The following is a 14,799-nucleotide window of genomic DNA, read 5'->3' as shown; positions in this document are numbered from 1 at the left end:
CTATAAATATCTACGAATACATTGTCGATTCGGATTCATTATTATTAAAAAAACCTAAAGAGCGTAAATCTTTAGGTTTAGATAATAAAGATCATCAGTACCTGCGCAAGTTCTATACATTAATTTCCAATGAAAGATTAATAAAAAAGAGCGTTCCTACATTCATTATTAAAGAACGCTCTTGAAAAATTCCGTCTTCATTATTAGCTGTTTTTGTTATTCTTTTAAATGGTATGGAAGCGTCGCAATGACAACATCTTTTTTTAGAATTAAAAAGAATCTTAAAACAATCGCTGTTTGATTATGAAGTAAAGTGTGCCACCATTTTTTGACGATAAATTGTGGCATGAGTATCGTAACAGGTGCTCCCTTTGTTTCTTTTTCTACTTCATTAATATAGTCTAATAATGGAGAAAGAATGGTCCGATAAGGTGAATAAATAACTTTTAGTTCGATTTCCGGATACCACTTTAACCATTTTTCCCGTATTTTCTGTTCCTCTTCTTCAGTGAAGACAATCGTAATGGCTGTGATATCGTCTGAAATACTTTTTGCATATTGTACAGATTGATCAACTACTTTGCTAACCCCTGAAATGGGTATGATCACCTTCGGAGCCACGATTTCTTTTTTTGCAGTCCGATCACGTTCATCCAATTTTAATTGTTGAGCTAATTTTTCATAATGGGCATGAATCTTATAAAACAAGACAACCATTAATGGAATGGCCACGATGACTAACCATGCACCTTGCGTAAATTTCGCGATAACGGTAATAATCGTTACTAATCCTGTAGCCATCGTTCCCGTTATAATGATCGACAACGTGGCCATATTCCGTTTCGCTTTTTCTTTCCATATTTTTTTAATCATTCCGTATTGCCCGATGGTAAAGGAAAGAAATACCCCAACTGCATACAACGGGATCAGCGAATGGGTTTCACAATTAAATATGATAATTAAAACAATGGCTAAAATACTCAGAAGGATGATTCCATTTGAAAACACTAAACGATCTCCACGTGCTGCTAGGCTTCTTGGTAAATAACGGTCAGTAGCAATAATGGAAACAAGCTGTGGAAACCCGGCAAAACTTGTATTCGCAGCCAATACTAAAATGAACATGGTAATCATCTGAAAAATATAAAATAGTACACTATTGCCAAAGACGTGATTTCCAATTTGCGAAATAACGGTCTTATGTTCTAAAGGAGTCACTCCGAACCCTGCAGCTAAAATCGTAATACCCAGAAACATGATTCCTAACAATAATGACATCCATCCCATTGTAATAGCAGCGTTTTTGGAACTATCAGGTTTAAACGAAGGTACTCCATTGCTAATGGCCTCTACTCCAGTCATTGCCGAACATCCAGAAGAAAAAGCTCTCAATAAAATAAACACACCGTATCCCGTTGTGAAGAAATGCTCAGCTGAAGCATGATTAGCATAATTAAAACCATGCCATCCTTCGTTCAACAGTTTCCACCCACCGACAATAATAAGAAAAAGAACCGAAATGATGAATAAATATGTTGGATAGGCAAATACGGTTGCTGACTCGGTAATTCCACGCAGATTTAAAATCATAAGCATTAATACGAGAGCGATTGCTATTTCAACTTTCCAAGTAAGCAAGGTTGGAAAGGCAGAAGTAAGAGCTGCAACGGCAGAGCTAATACTAACAGCAACGGTAAGAACATAATCAATCATTAATGCTGCTCCTGCCACTAAGCTTGTGGTGGTATTTATGTGGTCTCTAGCAACTACATAAGCCCCACCACCTGATGGAAAAGCATAAATGATTTGTCTGTATGATAAGGTCACAATGACTAATAGTCCTACAATCGCCAAGGCAATTGGCAAGGAATAAAAAAAGACACTTGTTCCTAATATCATCAATACTAATAATATTTCTTCTGTTGCATAAGCTACGGAAGATAAGGCATCTGAAGAGAATACCGCCAACGCTTTCCACTTTGGCAATTTTTCATGTTTCAATCGTTTCGTTTCCATGGGTGAACCGATTAACAACCGTTTCAAATATGCCATTTTCATCATACTCCTTCTTGAACGTATTTGAACGTATCATAAAAATTCATTTGATAATATCACTTTAAGTATTTGGTTACGTTTTCCTCCCTTTTAGCATGATGAACTATATGTACTTTTATGTACATAAAAAACCACTGAGGATGTACTCAGTGGTCAAATAAATACACTCCTCCCAAAACGCTTACGAGGTTAGCTGTCGGATTAGGACCATGAGAGTAGCCCCTCCTTTTTCAAGGATTCACCCCAAGTAACAAAACGTTACAAAAGTGGTTCCCCCGCTCCTTACAAGGATTCAGCGATTCAAACAATGTATTCAATTATAGCAGTTATCTTACTTAGCCTATTACAAATTGTAAAGGCGTAAAAATCGAAATTTAATCGGATTTAAAACGAAAATAACCCCATATGACAGCAGTTTGTTATATTATTCGTTTTCTTTTTCATTCTTGCTCATGTATTTATAATATCTGTTTCCAAATATCTAAAAGAGACAGTGAATTCAGTCATTAGCGGAACAAAAAAAAGGTAATACCCAATCTTAAGGTATCGCCTTCTGTTAGATGAAGTTTTTGTGCAGCCAGAAGTTTAATCACATTCGGACCAGAAATTGTAGATAAAAAGGGTTATATGTATAAGATGAATCAAAAGTCTTCGATATGAAAGTGTGTACAGCTACAGTAAAACGAGTACTACTTTTCATGTGGTCCACCCTTTATTGTAACTATAACAGTTACAATAAAGGGTGGAGTTAAGTTTCATTGTACTTACTTTACCTAATTTTTTATGTTCATACTTTCGTTTGTTTATTATGAACCAAAAATGACAGCATCAAGTGAATATTGACCCGGCCCTATTAATAAAACCCCAATGGCAACAGCGATTAACATTAGATTATATTCAAAACCGTTTTGAGTAATCCAATAACCATTTGGACCATGAACTTTCACAATCGCGACAAACATTGTTCCAGCAATCAAAAGAGCAGCAATTGGAGTAAGTAATCCTAAAGCAAACATTGCACCACCGATCAATTCTGCAAGCCCCGCTAATATAGCCATTGTTACTCCAGGTTTTATCCCAATGGATTCAAAGAATCCACCAGTCCCTTTTATTCCATGACCACCAAACCAACCAAATAACTTTTGAGCTCCGTGCCCCATAAAAGTGATACCTACCACTAAACGAATGAGTAATAATCCTAAGCCCATTTTATACATCTCCCTTTCATAAATTTAGATTTAATATATCTCTAATTCAAGATATATACCTAAAAAAATATCAACTAATTTTACATATTAAAACTTTTTATCAAGAGATTTACCATAACTTCTGTTTTGCTGCTAAGCCCCCCTTTTTTTATCATTGAACATAGATCATCTGTTAATGCTCTGGACATATTGCTTGTTTTACATGTCCATAACAAAAATATCTCGATTACGATTATCTTTAATTCGAGATTAATTATAAAGTTAGCATTCTATTTTGTCAATAATAAAAATTCGACTTATTTTTTTAACATGAATGGTATTCTAAAAGCTTGCCCAACTCCCTTTTGAAAATCGTTCATTTTCAGCCTTTTTAATCAATTGTACGGTGTTTTTGTATACATGTGGTATTAAGGAAGAGGGCATGAAACACTTGTTTTTATATATAAGTGAAAATACGCAGTCATCAAAGCCCTTATCAGACCCATAATAATTGTAATGAATTTTGATTATTTAGCGACATAATTATTCCCCCGTTGACAAGACAAATCCCGTTAATCAATAGTTCAATGGGGTTATAAGCAAAAACTATTAAAATTGAAAAATATTTCTATAATAAAAACTTATGTAAAATGAGCTAGCTAGCATCTAAAATCAAGCTAACTCCCAATCACAAAAAGTGAACCCCTTCTTTATAGACTATTAAAATCAATGACTATTCCTATTTTTAACATAAAACAAATACCTAAGGTTCCATCAAATCTAGCTTGTTTTCTTTTGGGGAAGGCTATCTTAACGTAGGAGTTTTTTGTGATTTGCTTGACACGACCCCTTCAATTGTTTGAAGGGGTCAAATAGAGCATGCTGCCCTCTGCTCAAAAAAATTGAAAAAGAGGCATCACGAGAATTGCAACGTAATAAGCGGGAAAACTGTTATTATCATTTCGAATCAGTTTGACATGGGACTCGTCATGATTATTTTTCAGTTAATGAGTGGCTATATGTATTCCCTAGCTCATACGCCCGATTGAACAGACTGTCGTAATGCTTTTTGATTTCATCTTCGTTTTCGATATCTTCAGCTAACGTATTATACAGAAATGCCACTTCAGATTGTGGAATACCTGTATAGCCCGCTAAACCAACGTTTAAATAATGGGAAATCATCGTATCGAAATTTCTTTTTTTCAAACTTGCTTCTGTCTCCCCGACAAGCGGAATCCACAATACCTTTTTATGTGGAAGACGCGCTCCCCCATAAGCAAAACCATAATTCCATACCCGGTCTATATATCCTTTTGTAATGGCTGGTAACGAATACCACCATAATGGAAAGATGAACGCTAATCCATTGTTTCTTTTTAACCTTTCCATTTCTGCATGAACACGTAGAGAATATGTTTTATTCGGGTCGTCCCAATCAGGTTCATCTTGTTCGTAAAGAAGCGGATTAAATTCCTCACCGTACAAATCCAAAATTTCCACTTCATGTCCAGCATCTTTTAGCCCTTGAACAAAGCGTTCGGTAATCGCAAAAGTAAGGGATTCTCTTCTAGGATGTGAGACAATCGTTAGTACTTTCATATAACCAACTCCTAAGCAGATTTTAAACAACTTTTTACCTTGAAATTTACCATTATCTTCATTCACAATCAAACAATAAGATTCTTGTTTATGTTGCGTATCAAAGGTTTTAAATATTCTTCCTTCCTCTTGCTTTAACTTCAAACATGTTTTTTAGGTTTTGCTTTCATCAATAGAAAAGCCGCTCATCATAACGAGCGGCTTTTCTATTGATTCAAACCCCAAAATCATGCGGACTCTTATTCTTATGAAGCTAAATCATTTTGTAATTGCGTTTTTCGGTGATTTCGAATCGCCCACCATAAAGAGACTCCCCATCCGAATAGGATCGCTACATACACGGATGTATGCAAATCTTCGGAAATTCCCCAGGAATGTAACAATGTGCGTACATTTGTTAAAATAATGAGTCCCCCTACGAGAACGCCAAGTAAATGAGATGGCATGATTTTAACGAGCCATGCGGCAATCGGTGCAGCTATTAGTCCTCCTAGCATCAGCGTTCCGACCCAAAACCAATTAACCTCTTCCCAACCTAACGAAATAAAGAATCCAAGTGTCGCAGAAACAGCAACAGCGAACTCAGAAGTATCCACTGTACCAATCACCTTACGTGTTTCAATTCCTCTTTTTGTAAGAAGAATCGGAGTGGCGATAGGTCCCCATCCTCCTCCACCTGTAGAATCAAGGAAACCGGCAATCAGACCTAATGGAATCAGTTGAATGTTCGATAGTTTTTTACTATTTGCCTGTTCTTGTGGTGAACGAAGAAAGAGAAACCGATAGATAATATAAAAACCGAGTGACAATAGAAAAAGTGAGACATATGGCTTAATAAGGTCGCCGGGAAGATTGCTTAAAAAACAAGCCCCGACAAACGCCCCGATGGAACCAGGAAGGATGAGTCTTAACACCATCTGACGATCAACGTTACCAAATTTTAAATGAGAAACACCAGAAGCAGCTGTTGTCACGACTTCCGCTAAATGCACGGAGGCCGAAGCTACCGCTGGAGCAATACCAAAGGTGAGCAACAACGTGGTGGAAGTCACCCCATAAGCCATCCCAAGCGAACCATCAATCAGTTGAGCAATAAATCCAATCATCACAAAAACAATAAGTTTTTTCATATTTTTCTAGAACCTCCAACATCGTTTCATTTTTTAACAAGAATTAAAAGGATCTCACTTCTAAATGTCCAAAACTTTTTACCAATCGAAAACGAAAGCTTAGCGTGTTAAGCCACACGAAAGCCCTCACTTTTCAAAAGCGATATAGTTCACGCTTCCCCCTTTCATCAAAAAGGGCACTAAACCGCTACGTTTACGTGTAACGATTTTAGTGCCTTCAGTTTGTCTGATCAGCATCTAGATATTCGAATTTTTTAATAATTTTATTAATTTCTACATTAATATCAACTAATCCTATTTGTCAAGTGGGTTTTAAAAATAAAAAAGCAACCCACTAGCTATGATTTGAAAAAAGTATTGAAAAACTTAAAACAATGAAGTTCCTTCCTCTTTTCTATCCTTGCAATTCCTAGACCGTGACCGTGTAATTTCAGTTTTTCAATACTTCCTGTTCAACAGAAAAAGTGATGCCGCTTTGGAGGCATCACTTTTTCTGTTCAATAATCACTCTGTTTTAGGTTTTAGCTTATTCGTACGTTGATTGCTTGAGGTCCGCGGGTGCCCTCGACGATATCTAAAGTCACTGTTTGGCCCTCTTCTAACGTTTTAAACCCTTCCCCTTGTATCGCCGAAAAATGTACAAATACATCATTGCCGCCATCAACTTCAATAAATCCAAATCCTTTTTCTGCATTAAACCATTTTACTTTACCAGTATTCATGTTGGTTCCTCCTGAAACTAAAAAAGATTTACCATTGTTCCATTACTTCATTACAAAAATAAAAAGCCGCACCCTCATGAACTGAAGGCCTTATAAGATCGCCTACAGTTCAAATGAGGTACGACTTATAGCAGATCCACGATATAACGAAATAAATGGTATTTAAATTATTATAACCCCTACAAACCTAAAAGTCAAGAATGAATATGATTAAATTGATAGTTTGTTTGGATAAGCTTGCTTAATAAAATCCGATTTATAAAAGGTTCGATAGTTCAATATACAAACAATCATCGATGATATTGACGCGACGACAAGGAGTGTAAAAACAATAAATATTTGATATTTGACAGCTGCTACGGGTTCTGCACCAGCTAATATCATTCCCGTCATTGTACCAGGAATTTGAACAAGTCCCATTGTTTTTAATGTATCAATAGTTGGAATCATGGCGATTTTGATCGCATTTCTTTTTATTTCTTTTTCATCCTTGTTTTCTTCTTTTTTCATCGACTCTAATACCACGCCAGAAGCGACCATTGCCGTTCCTGAAAACATCCCCGCAACTGGTATAATGTACTGAGCTTGAAACGGGATAACATGAAACATGAGCCACAAGCATATTGAGGAGCTTACAGACACCGTTATCCCTAAAAACACGAACCAAAATGTTCGTTTGAACTCTATTCCTCTTTTAGAGACGCTCATAGAAGCTGTTATGATCATGATAAACACATAACCTAAAATGACGTACCACCGCTCAAAAGAAAAAATATATGAAATAAAATAACCTAACAATAATAACTGGACAAACCCTCTTAATGACGACCAAAGGATGTCTTTTTCTAATTGTAATGTTTGTTTATACGAAACGAAAATGGGCACAAAAATGAACAACAATATGGCCAAGAGTGCAGTATTATGAATTTCCTGCAAATGAAACACCCTTCCTATTTGGGACTTTATTTATCTAAAGGAAAAATCCAGCATTGACTAGAAACCTATCTCTTTACATTTTAAATCGAAAACATTCCATGCATCACTTGTTTTCATCACGATGAACGACTATAAATTAACTTTTCTATCATGATCTTATCGAATTTCCTTAGTAAATCCTACACTTCTTTCTTTGTATTACGATTGAATCCTTGAAAATAAATGATTACAGCAGTTACAGTACATAAAATACCACTCACTATCCAAATATAGAAAAATACTTGTCCCCCTGTTATGGGAGAATGAATAAAAAAATAACTAAGTAAAAATAATACTCCCGCTAAAATAGATAGAAAATAAGCAAATCGTTTATAGTGTTGGTTTAGGAAATAGTATCCAATAAGCACCAATAAGTATAAACTGCTTATTACCATGATAACAGGAAAAGTGGGCTGGAATTTAGCTGCGTATACAAAGTAGTCAAGTTGTGAAATATCGCTATTACTATGTACTTCACCATGCAGCATATGAGAAAATGATGTTGAATACTTCCATTCCCAAGGATGATCTAATATCGCACTACCTTCATACCAAGCAACTGCAGTAGAAAATAAAAGTAAAATAATGGTTAGTCCAAATTGAATGATAAACGAGAAAATAACAATCCCTCCCTCTATAAAGTTAAAATCTGTCAAATTGAATATAGGAATACTATTAAAATTTGAAAAAACATACTTTGAGATGAGAGAAACAGCTTTTCAAATCAAATCGCTTTTCTCCATACGTCTAAACCTTGAAGTTAAGCATAAATGAGGAAAATCCTTGTTCTTGAAACCATGTACTGGCGCGTAGGATGTAAAACCTCATTGAGTCCACAAATACAGCGGAAGTAACGAAATCGAGCGAGCATTTCAACTAACTGACGTAAAGAATCGATGGAAAAATAGGTTTTAAAAAATATTTTAACAACCATCTTTCATCGTTGGTTTGGCTTCCTTAATAAATACGGTTTTGATTCATCTAGAAAGTGAGTAATGTAAAATAAGTTGCATGCCTATTTTACCAAGTCTCCTGAGCCCTTTATCTTCAAATCCTGATTTTTTATATAATTGTCTCGCAGCAACGTTCTTTTCATTGACTGCTAGAACAATCTCATTGATATTCGGGAAATGTTTCATGATAAATTCAGGAAGAAGATGAAGCGCTTTTTTTGCGTACCCCTTTCCTTGATGAATATAATTGATTGAAAATGACCCGAATAACATCGCATTTGGGTTATTTGTGATGGCTTGAATGTCTTTGCTATCATGCAATACAAAAAAACCGACTGGTGTATCTCTTGATAGAATAACAACAGGATAACACCTTTCATCTTGTATGGACAAATCAATGACTTCGGTCGGGAGTGTAGTAAACTTCTCTTGCTCTTTTGGAAGATAAAAAGCTTGCAGAACAGCATCGTGTTCAAAGCGGTAGAAACAAAGCTGTACCTGTTCCCTTTCCTCTAATCGACTCGTGAGCATCTAGTCATTCCTCCTCTCTTTCATTCATATCAACAACATTTTATCAAATAACGGATAATTTAGTAGTAATTACCTTTATTGTTGAACATGCTTCTATATCTTTTTGAATCTTACTTGTTATTTCCGCAGATTAGCTACCATTTAGGAGTGAAAAGATTCTGTTGTGTTACATTTTAGTTAACATAAAAATTTTATGATACACTTTTTTCCGAGTCGAATAAGACAGTGTTTGGAGTAAATTCAATCATCTATCTAACTTGTTCTAAGTCACTTGCAAAATTCCTTTATCTGCTTTCCATACTTTTTACATCTCTCCCTGTTTCTATATACATATCTGTTTTAATTAATTATTTAGAACATAGTTTATTTAAAATAACTATACAACTTTTTTGCTGGGGGTACCTTGTTCGTTTATGAAGTATGGAATAAACCAGAAGGAAGCAGTAACACAACTCAAACAAGAGCAGCACCAAGCTCTTGTTTGCTGACTTATAGACATTCGAATCTTTCCTTCAATGCTTTACTTCGTTTCTAGATTTCATTTCGTATCCTTTCGAAATCTTCTCTTCTTTGATCATGCATCGTTTCATTAAGCACTTCATCTTTTTTCTGTTGCAATTCTTCCAGAACCTTTAACGCTTTATTCGCTTCTTTCCCTAATGCTTTAAGTGCATCGGATACATCAACATCCACTGTCAAAGTTCCCGAACTTCTTTGTTCGACTCACGCATCTCTCCCACGTTGCAACACTCCTTTACATTTGGAAAATATTGTGTTATCTTTTGGTTAGTCTCGTTTCTTCCAAAACAACTATCCCTTGGGGCATATCCCAAGGGGGCTTTTTTGCATAGAAAAACGCCTGTCATCTAGACAGACGTTCCCGGGTATATGTTGTGTATGTCTTATTCAACTAAAGCACCTGTTACCTGAAGAAGGAAAAGCAGTCCATTGTTCTAGCAAAGGTACTCTTTCATTAGTTGAAATAATATTTTTTGAATTTTTTTCTGCAACCATCTTATTAAACTCTTTTGAACCATTTTTAGGGATGCTTAAAATCGTCCATTCCTTATCTTTTATTTGTTTTCCAATATATATGATCTGGCCTAAGTGATAACTGATATGGGCTACTTCAATTTGAATAGCTTGAAGAACACTTATAGGCTGCTGTCTTAGAGTTACAGTTTTATGTAAATCATTTTCTTTCAAATTTTCAATGGTATCAAAAAGTAATTTCCATCCATCTTCTCACTTTTGCATGAGTTGTTCTTTTGTTTGGAAATCATCAATAAATTCACTATCTCTATCTCGATAAGGCTTTTCTCCATCAGTCGTCAAAAAATCAACCCATCTGGAATGCATATTGCCACTTAAATGTTTAATTATGATTGCAATATTATTCGATTCCTGTATGAGGTGTATGAAACAGAACTAAATGTGTTCTTCAGCTTCTTCTGCTCCTGATTCACACCATGTCACCACCCGTGTCAAAAAAATGCTAAACTGATTTATCATTTTTTCATCACCTATACTATTTGTCCTATACAGGCTGTCTATGTTTTACATAGGATGTACTATCCTTTTAAAACGGAGGTGTGCAAAATGTCAGATGGCTTCTTTAGATCAAGCTTTGCTTTAATTGTTGTACTGTTTATCCTTTTAATTATTGTTGGATGTAGTTGTTTCTTTTGGTAGTTACTAATCTAGAATCCGTTTGATTGAAAACATCATGTGATTAGTATTGATGATATAAATGTTTTAATAGGATGGATCATATACATCCATCCTTTTTTGTATTCAATTAATTTTCTTTACTTAAACTAAGGGAACACGATAGTATATTTAAGAAAGAAAGACCATCGGTATAAAATACTCCTTCCGCCTTAACCGGAATAAAGGCTACACCCCCCATAAATAGATGACTTATAGCTAATACTATCCACAGTAAATGCCCAGTAATGAAATACATTATCACAGCCAACAGAAAAATTACAGCATTAGAACCACTACCGGCAGCTAGATAAAACATATACTCTTTTCTGCTGGTTTCATAATCTTTGAAAGTAGGGGACATTGCACATTGTCCCCAAATAGATTTGTTACTATTGAAATGTATAGTTATTTTTTCCTTATTTATTATGATTAAAGGACCTATTATTAAATATTGAAATTTATACTTTAGAAAAAAACCTGCAATCATATGTCCGATTTCATGAGTAAGTAAAGCAGAGTACATAATCAAAAAGATCGAAAAAAGGATGAGTAAATAACTCCACCAATCAAATATCATAGAAGCTACTAAAATAAAGAAGAGAATACCCTTCAAAAGATAAAATTTTAGGTGTGAATTCATTTTCTACCTCTTTTAAGCTATTTATTTGAAACAGATTGACGTGCTTTTAAAATTTCGTTTACATAATTTTCTCCCATTTGCAGCAAGAAAAATCCCTTTCCGACACAATCGCTGAATGAATACGTGCTTCAACAGCAAGGACAAAGCCTCTTCCCCTCTCCTATCAGTTTTCTAGTTTTGCAAAAATACTATCAAGCTTTGATGACGGATAAGTCTTTCCATTAATCTCAACGGTTACGAGATTGAGTTCCGTAATCTCGTACTGTTCAAGAATGTCTAAAAAATATTCCTCATAGAGAATACTTCCTGTAAATCCCATGACACGACCAACATCATTCTTGGAATCGAGACGAATCCAAAACGAATATCCCATATCAAACACACCTACTCGCGAGGCGTATTACTGTATTTTCATAGCCGCTCTTCAAGTTCGCGTCCGCACTCCTCTACATCGTCATCATTTGACGAAGACGCTGGAACATGACCGTAATTCATGTCTCCCAACCAATCCCGAATCATTTCCGTACGGACCGACTTAAGCTGCTTTGCAACGCTACTAGATCCATTCCGTTTTTTCGCTTGTCGCTCTTTAAATATCATTTGTGCTGCACGAACTTACCCAACCGTTTGATAGCCGTTTGATAGCCTTTCGAAGCCCAATCGCGCAAAAGTGATGAATAAAAATCGCAAAAATTGATAAACATGTGACACCTCATTCTCTTCGTCACACATATACAAGTTTGCTCATTGAAGCAGGAATTGGTATCAAAGAAATTCAGCAACGTCTTGGGCATACAACAACGATGAACATCTATGCTCACATGATGAAAGATTTAGAAAAAAGCTTCTCAAAAGTTCAGCGAACTAATGAGAAGCGAACTACCATCAATGAGTAATATTTTTATAAAGTAAAAGTATCCCTACTTACGATAGTCTTTTTAGAAATACATAGCTCACTTTATCGTATTGCATTTTTTCTTCATAAAAACGATGTGCGTCAACACGTTGTAATCCAGATGATAAGGATACAATCTTATAACCATTTTCTTTAGACCACTGATGGACATACGATAAGAGTTTTTCACCATATCCTTTTGAACGTTCACTTGGTTCTGTCACTAAGTCGCAAACCCAAATAAACCGCCCATTGTACAACGTGATCATTGGCATAAAGCCGACAACGGCAACGATTTTGTTATGATCATAAAGGGCAAATAATCTGTATCCCTCTTTTTCCCGGGCTTCATGAACTAATGAAAGATAGAAGTGTTCATCAAGATGTGTTCTTAAATGCTTCATCACGGGAAATGCCTCTAAAATTTCTTGATTCGTTTGAAGCTCTTTAATTAAAGTGGCTGCCATATGCATCTCTCCTAATATGTATGTGTCGTTATATTGCTATATAAAATCCTTTCATAAAGCTGAAAGATCCTGAATGCTCTCTCCTCATTGTCAACCTACTGTCTGTTTGTAACTTGATAGGAAAGAAGGCATGAAAGACCAATGAATAAACAGGCTACACTAATGAACCATAAAACACCGGAAATTCCTATACTCGATGATGCGTTTTCCGATCCCATTGGATGTTGATGTTCAAAGGTATTTATAGCTTCTAAAAGTTTGTATCCCGCCAAAGCAAAGAAAATCACGTGTCCGATGAACCAACTGAAGGCTTTTCTGCTGAATTTGTAATGAAACCAGAGAACGATTAGAACCACGTGTTCAATCCCGATCACGATCGCAAATCCCCAATTCAGCATTTCGTATACTTCCGCTTCTAAATACATTCCCTCACCTCTAATCACAATGGTTTCCGCTGCCTATGAACATTCCTCACTAGAATCCAAACAAATGGTCATAAACTACTTCTCTGCTTCGAGCCGCTGCAGTCTTTTTAAATCCTCCATCAAGGTCTTTCCTATACATCTACCACAAGCGTATCATATGCTATCTCAATATTTAGACCTTCTTCGTTTAATAGTTTTTCTACCTTTTTTAGTTCATCAAAACTTAGCCCATTCATTTCTTCGATATGTGTTAATATCGTTTTCTTAGGATTAAGTTCTTTTATCACTTCTAATGTTTCAATAAAAGTGGCTTCTTCTTTTAGTACAGGATGCCTTGAAGTGATTAATCTTTCACCTGTGAGTGGATGATATTCAAAAATTCCGATAGGTAAAATAGCAAGATCAACACCTTGCAATTGTTGAGCAGGTTTCCAGTTATTCAGTTCATCAAGAGCAATTAAGACTTTTTTATCGTTTGTTTTTAATAAAAATGCATAAACATAATCTTCTGCCAAACGGAATGGCCATATTTCTGTATCATTTATCCAAACTCGATCACCATCTTTTAGTTCATGAAGCCGTATGTACCCTTGTTGCGAAAAGAATTGGAGGTGTTCTCCGCTTCCGAGACGGTGGTTAAAATCAATTGCTACTTGTTCAGGTAAATAGACATCGGTTTGTTTATTTTTTGGAGGGTCATTCACCCAATCTGCATTGAGCGACTCCAAAATTCTTCTCCCCATCACATGGTCTGGATGCCAATGCGAGTAAAACACTGCATTGATCTCGGTAATATTCGAACGATTAATTTGATAATATATATCTTCAGGGGTATCTAATAAAAGATTTGGTCCGTGCACAAACAAACTAGGACCGGAGCGGCTATATGGCACACCTTTGATTCTTGCTTCTTCACATACTCGACAGCGACAAAGAGGACGAGGGATGGTCATCGCTCCTCCTGTTCCAAGAAATTCAATTTTCAACTTTATCACTCCATACATCATATCTAAAAATGTTGGTAAATGTTATATATTACATAAAAGATATACAAATCTTAACAATACAACAAACCGCCCACTAATTGTATATCTTTGAAATTAAAGATCTTTATCCCTATTTCGTATCCTCTTTTTCAAATTTTTTAGGCATATGCTCTTTCTCGTAAGCATCGTCTTCGGCATTATCTCTAATCGTTTTTTGCAGAACAAACGAAGACATGATTAAAAAGCAGGCGCACACGGCATAATATCCTTTTTCCACTAGAGACGCATCCATATTGTACAAACCGATGAACATAAATCCACATGACAGCACAAAAGAAGTCCAAGCCAGAAACGTAAACGCTTGGGTGTTACGGCGGCGATAATTCATAATGAAATCCCCACTCCTTATACAGTCTTTTTTACCATACTTTATTCCACATTATGTATTTTGTTGACAATCACCTTCTTTTCTTAAAGCGAGCTTACCCAATAGCATTATTTCATTCTAATCCTTATTGATA

At 35.6% G+C, this 14,799-nt stretch carries 17 protein-coding genes, 2 pseudogenes and 1 riboswitch; of the genes and pseudogenes, 2 read left to right on the top strand and 17 right to left on the bottom strand.

Features of this window, described 5'->3' with window-relative positions:
* Nucleotides 1-216 precede the first annotated feature (216 nt).
* The 10 genes and pseudogenes from HNQ85_RS04020 to HNQ85_RS03975 all read right to left on the bottom strand — a co-directional run bounded on the left by HNQ85_RS04020 (nucleotide 217) and on the right by HNQ85_RS03975 (nucleotide 10,565).
* Nucleotides 217-2,052, bottom strand: coding sequence for an APC family permease (locus HNQ85_RS04020; RefSeq protein ID WP_181536399.1), 1,836 nt, complete (start codon nucleotides 2,050-2,052; stop codon nucleotides 217-219).
* 167 nt (nucleotides 2,053-2,219) lie between these two features.
* A riboswitch (cyclic di-AMP (ydaO/yuaA leader) is annotated at nucleotides 2,220-2,363 on the bottom strand.
* Between the two features lie 498 nt (nucleotides 2,364-2,861).
* Nucleotides 2,862-3,263, bottom strand: a complete 402-nt coding sequence (locus HNQ85_RS04015) for a DoxX family protein (protein ID WP_181536397.1) — start codon at nucleotides 3,261-3,263, stop codon at nucleotides 2,862-2,864.
* A gap of 972 nt (nucleotides 3,264-4,235) precedes the next feature.
* Nucleotides 4,236-4,844 (bottom strand): NAD(P)H oxidoreductase, encoded by a 609-nt coding sequence (locus HNQ85_RS04010; protein ID WP_181536395.1) that lies wholly within the window; start codon nucleotides 4,842-4,844, stop codon nucleotides 4,236-4,238.
* Nucleotides 4,845-5,089: 245 nt separating this feature from the next.
* Entirely contained in the window at nucleotides 5,090-5,974 is an 885-nt protein-coding gene (locus tag HNQ85_RS04005) for a sulfite exporter TauE/SafE family protein (RefSeq protein ID WP_181536393.1), read from the bottom strand.
* Nucleotides 5,975-6,495: 521 nt separating this feature from the next.
* The gene (locus tag HNQ85_RS04000) at nucleotides 6,496-6,696 is read right to left on the bottom strand and encodes a cold-shock protein (protein ID WP_181536391.1); all 201 of its coding nucleotides are present in this window, start codon (nucleotides 6,694-6,696) and stop codon (nucleotides 6,496-6,498) included.
* A gap of 210 nt (nucleotides 6,697-6,906) precedes the next feature.
* Entirely contained in the window at nucleotides 6,907-7,632 is a 726-nt protein-coding gene (locus tag HNQ85_RS03995) for an ABC transporter permease (protein ID WP_181536389.1), read from the bottom strand.
* Between the two features lie 179 nt (nucleotides 7,633-7,811).
* Entirely contained in the window at nucleotides 7,812-8,327 is a 516-nt protein-coding gene (locus HNQ85_RS03990) for a YjdJ family protein (protein WP_220129078.1), read from the bottom strand.
* 321 nt (nucleotides 8,328-8,648) lie between these two features.
* Complete coding sequence (locus HNQ85_RS03985; protein ID WP_181536387.1) at nucleotides 8,649-9,155, bottom strand: GNAT family N-acetyltransferase; 507 nt, start codon at nucleotides 9,153-9,155, stop codon at nucleotides 8,649-8,651.
* 531 nt (nucleotides 9,156-9,686) lie between these two features.
* Nucleotides 9,687-9,848: a hypothetical protein gene (locus HNQ85_RS03980; RefSeq protein WP_181536385.1), complete on the bottom strand. Its 162-nt coding sequence runs from the start codon at nucleotides 9,846-9,848 to the stop codon at nucleotides 9,687-9,689.
* Nucleotides 9,849-10,061: 213 nt separating this feature from the next.
* Nucleotides 10,062-10,565 (bottom strand): annotated as a pseudogene (locus HNQ85_RS03975) (DUF1572 family protein).
* Nucleotides 10,566-10,754: 189 nt separating this feature from the next.
* Between HNQ85_RS03975 and HNQ85_RS03970 the strand changes: the two are divergent.
* Nucleotides 10,755-10,847 (top strand): YjcZ family sporulation protein, encoded by a 93-nt coding sequence (locus tag HNQ85_RS03970; protein ID WP_181536383.1) that lies wholly within the window; start codon nucleotides 10,755-10,757, stop codon nucleotides 10,845-10,847.
* Between the two features lie 106 nt (nucleotides 10,848-10,953).
* On the opposite strand, the gene HNQ85_RS03965 is transcribed toward HNQ85_RS03970, so the two are convergent.
* From HNQ85_RS03965 to HNQ85_RS03955, 3 genes are all read right to left on the bottom strand, one after another.
* A complete protein-coding gene (locus HNQ85_RS03965; protein ID WP_181536381.1) occupies nucleotides 10,954-11,505 on the bottom strand; it encodes a hypothetical protein in 552 nt (183 codons plus the stop codon).
* Nucleotides 11,506-11,668: 163 nt separating this feature from the next.
* Entirely contained in the window at nucleotides 11,669-11,878 is a 210-nt protein-coding gene (locus HNQ85_RS03960; RefSeq protein WP_181536379.1) for a hypothetical protein, read from the bottom strand.
* Between the two features lie 38 nt (nucleotides 11,879-11,916).
* Nucleotides 11,917-12,105, bottom strand: coding sequence for a hypothetical protein (locus HNQ85_RS03955; RefSeq protein ID WP_181536377.1), 189 nt, complete (start codon nucleotides 12,103-12,105; stop codon nucleotides 11,917-11,919).
* Nucleotides 12,106-12,182: 77 nt separating this feature from the next.
* Between HNQ85_RS03955 and HNQ85_RS03950 the strand changes: the two are divergent.
* Nucleotides 12,183-12,417, top strand: a pseudogene (locus HNQ85_RS03950) (tyrosine-type recombinase/integrase); the annotation flags it as partial.
* A gap of 12 nt (nucleotides 12,418-12,429) precedes the next feature.
* Here the strand turns inward: HNQ85_RS03950 and HNQ85_RS03945 are convergent.
* The 4 genes from HNQ85_RS03945 to HNQ85_RS03930 form a co-directional block, all read right to left on the bottom strand.
* The gene (locus HNQ85_RS03945; protein WP_409994111.1) at nucleotides 12,430-12,867 is read right to left on the bottom strand and encodes a GNAT family N-acetyltransferase; all 438 of its coding nucleotides are present in this window, start codon (nucleotides 12,865-12,867) and stop codon (nucleotides 12,430-12,432) included.
* Nucleotides 12,868-12,962: 95 nt separating this feature from the next.
* Nucleotides 12,963-13,292, bottom strand: a complete 330-nt coding sequence (locus HNQ85_RS03940; RefSeq protein ID WP_220129077.1) for a hypothetical protein — start codon at nucleotides 13,290-13,292, stop codon at nucleotides 12,963-12,965.
* A 131-nt stretch (nucleotides 13,293-13,423) separates the two neighbouring features.
* The gene (locus tag HNQ85_RS03935) at nucleotides 13,424-14,287 is read right to left on the bottom strand and encodes an MBL fold metallo-hydrolase (RefSeq protein ID WP_343046477.1); all 864 of its coding nucleotides are present in this window, start codon (nucleotides 14,285-14,287) and stop codon (nucleotides 13,424-13,426) included.
* Between the two features lie 121 nt (nucleotides 14,288-14,408).
* Complete coding sequence (locus HNQ85_RS03930; RefSeq protein ID WP_181536369.1) at nucleotides 14,409-14,666, bottom strand: YiaA/YiaB family inner membrane protein; 258 nt, start codon at nucleotides 14,664-14,666, stop codon at nucleotides 14,409-14,411.
* Between the last annotated feature and the right edge of the window lie 133 nt (nucleotides 14,667-14,799).

It is taken from the genome of [Anoxybacillus] calidus, assembly GCF_013760845.1.
Taxonomy (GTDB): domain Bacteria; phylum Bacillota; class Bacilli; order Bacillales; family Anoxybacillaceae; genus Paranoxybacillus; species Paranoxybacillus calidus.
Note: the sequence above shows the minus strand (reverse complement) of the source record. Positions and strands in the feature narration are given on the sequence as shown.

Bases quoted from the DNA above. Each gene is read 5' to 3' on its own strand.
- HNQ85_RS04020 (WP_181536399.1), bottom strand. From the start codon at position 2,052: ATGGCATATTTGAAACGGTTGTTAATCGGTTCACCCATGGAAACGAAA.
- HNQ85_RS03960 (WP_181536379.1), bottom strand. From the start codon at position 11,878: ATGGGATATTCGTTTTGGATTCGTCTCGATTCCAAGAATGATGTTGGT.
- HNQ85_RS03985 (WP_181536387.1), bottom strand. From the start codon at position 9,155: ATGCTCACGAGTCGATTAGAGGAAAGGGAACAGGTACAGCTTTGTTTC.
- HNQ85_RS04010 (WP_181536395.1), bottom strand. From the start codon at position 4,844: ATGAAAGTACTAACGATTGTCTCACATCCTAGAAGAGAATCCCTTACT.
- HNQ85_RS04000 (WP_181536391.1), bottom strand. From the start codon at position 6,696: ATGAATACTGGTAAAGTAAAATGGTTTAATGCAGAAAAAGGATTTGGA.
- HNQ85_RS03955 (WP_181536377.1), bottom strand. From the start codon at position 12,105: ATGATATTTAAAGAGCGACAAGCGAAAAAACGGAATGGATCTAGTAGC.
- HNQ85_RS04015 (WP_181536397.1), bottom strand. From the start codon at position 3,263: ATGGGCTTAGGATTATTACTCATTCGTTTAGTGGTAGGTATCACTTTT.
- HNQ85_RS03930 (WP_181536369.1), bottom strand. From the start codon at position 14,666: ATGAATTATCGCCGCCGTAACACCCAAGCGTTTACGTTTCTGGCTTGG.
- HNQ85_RS04005 (WP_181536393.1), bottom strand. From the start codon at position 5,974: ATGAAAAAACTTATTGTTTTTGTGATGATTGGATTTATTGCTCAACTG.
- HNQ85_RS03945 (WP_409994111.1), bottom strand. From the start codon at position 12,867: ATGGCAGCCACTTTAATTAAAGAGCTTCAAACGAATCAAGAAATTTTA.
- HNQ85_RS03965 (WP_181536381.1), bottom strand. From the start codon at position 11,505: ATGAATTCACACCTAAAATTTTATCTTTTGAAGGGTATTCTCTTCTTT.
- HNQ85_RS03940 (WP_220129077.1), bottom strand. From the start codon at position 13,292: ATGTATTTAGAAGCGGAAGTATACGAAATGCTGAATTGGGGATTTGCG.
- HNQ85_RS03970 (WP_181536383.1), top strand. From the start codon at position 10,755: ATGTCAGATGGCTTCTTTAGATCAAGCTTTGCTTTAATTGTTGTACTG.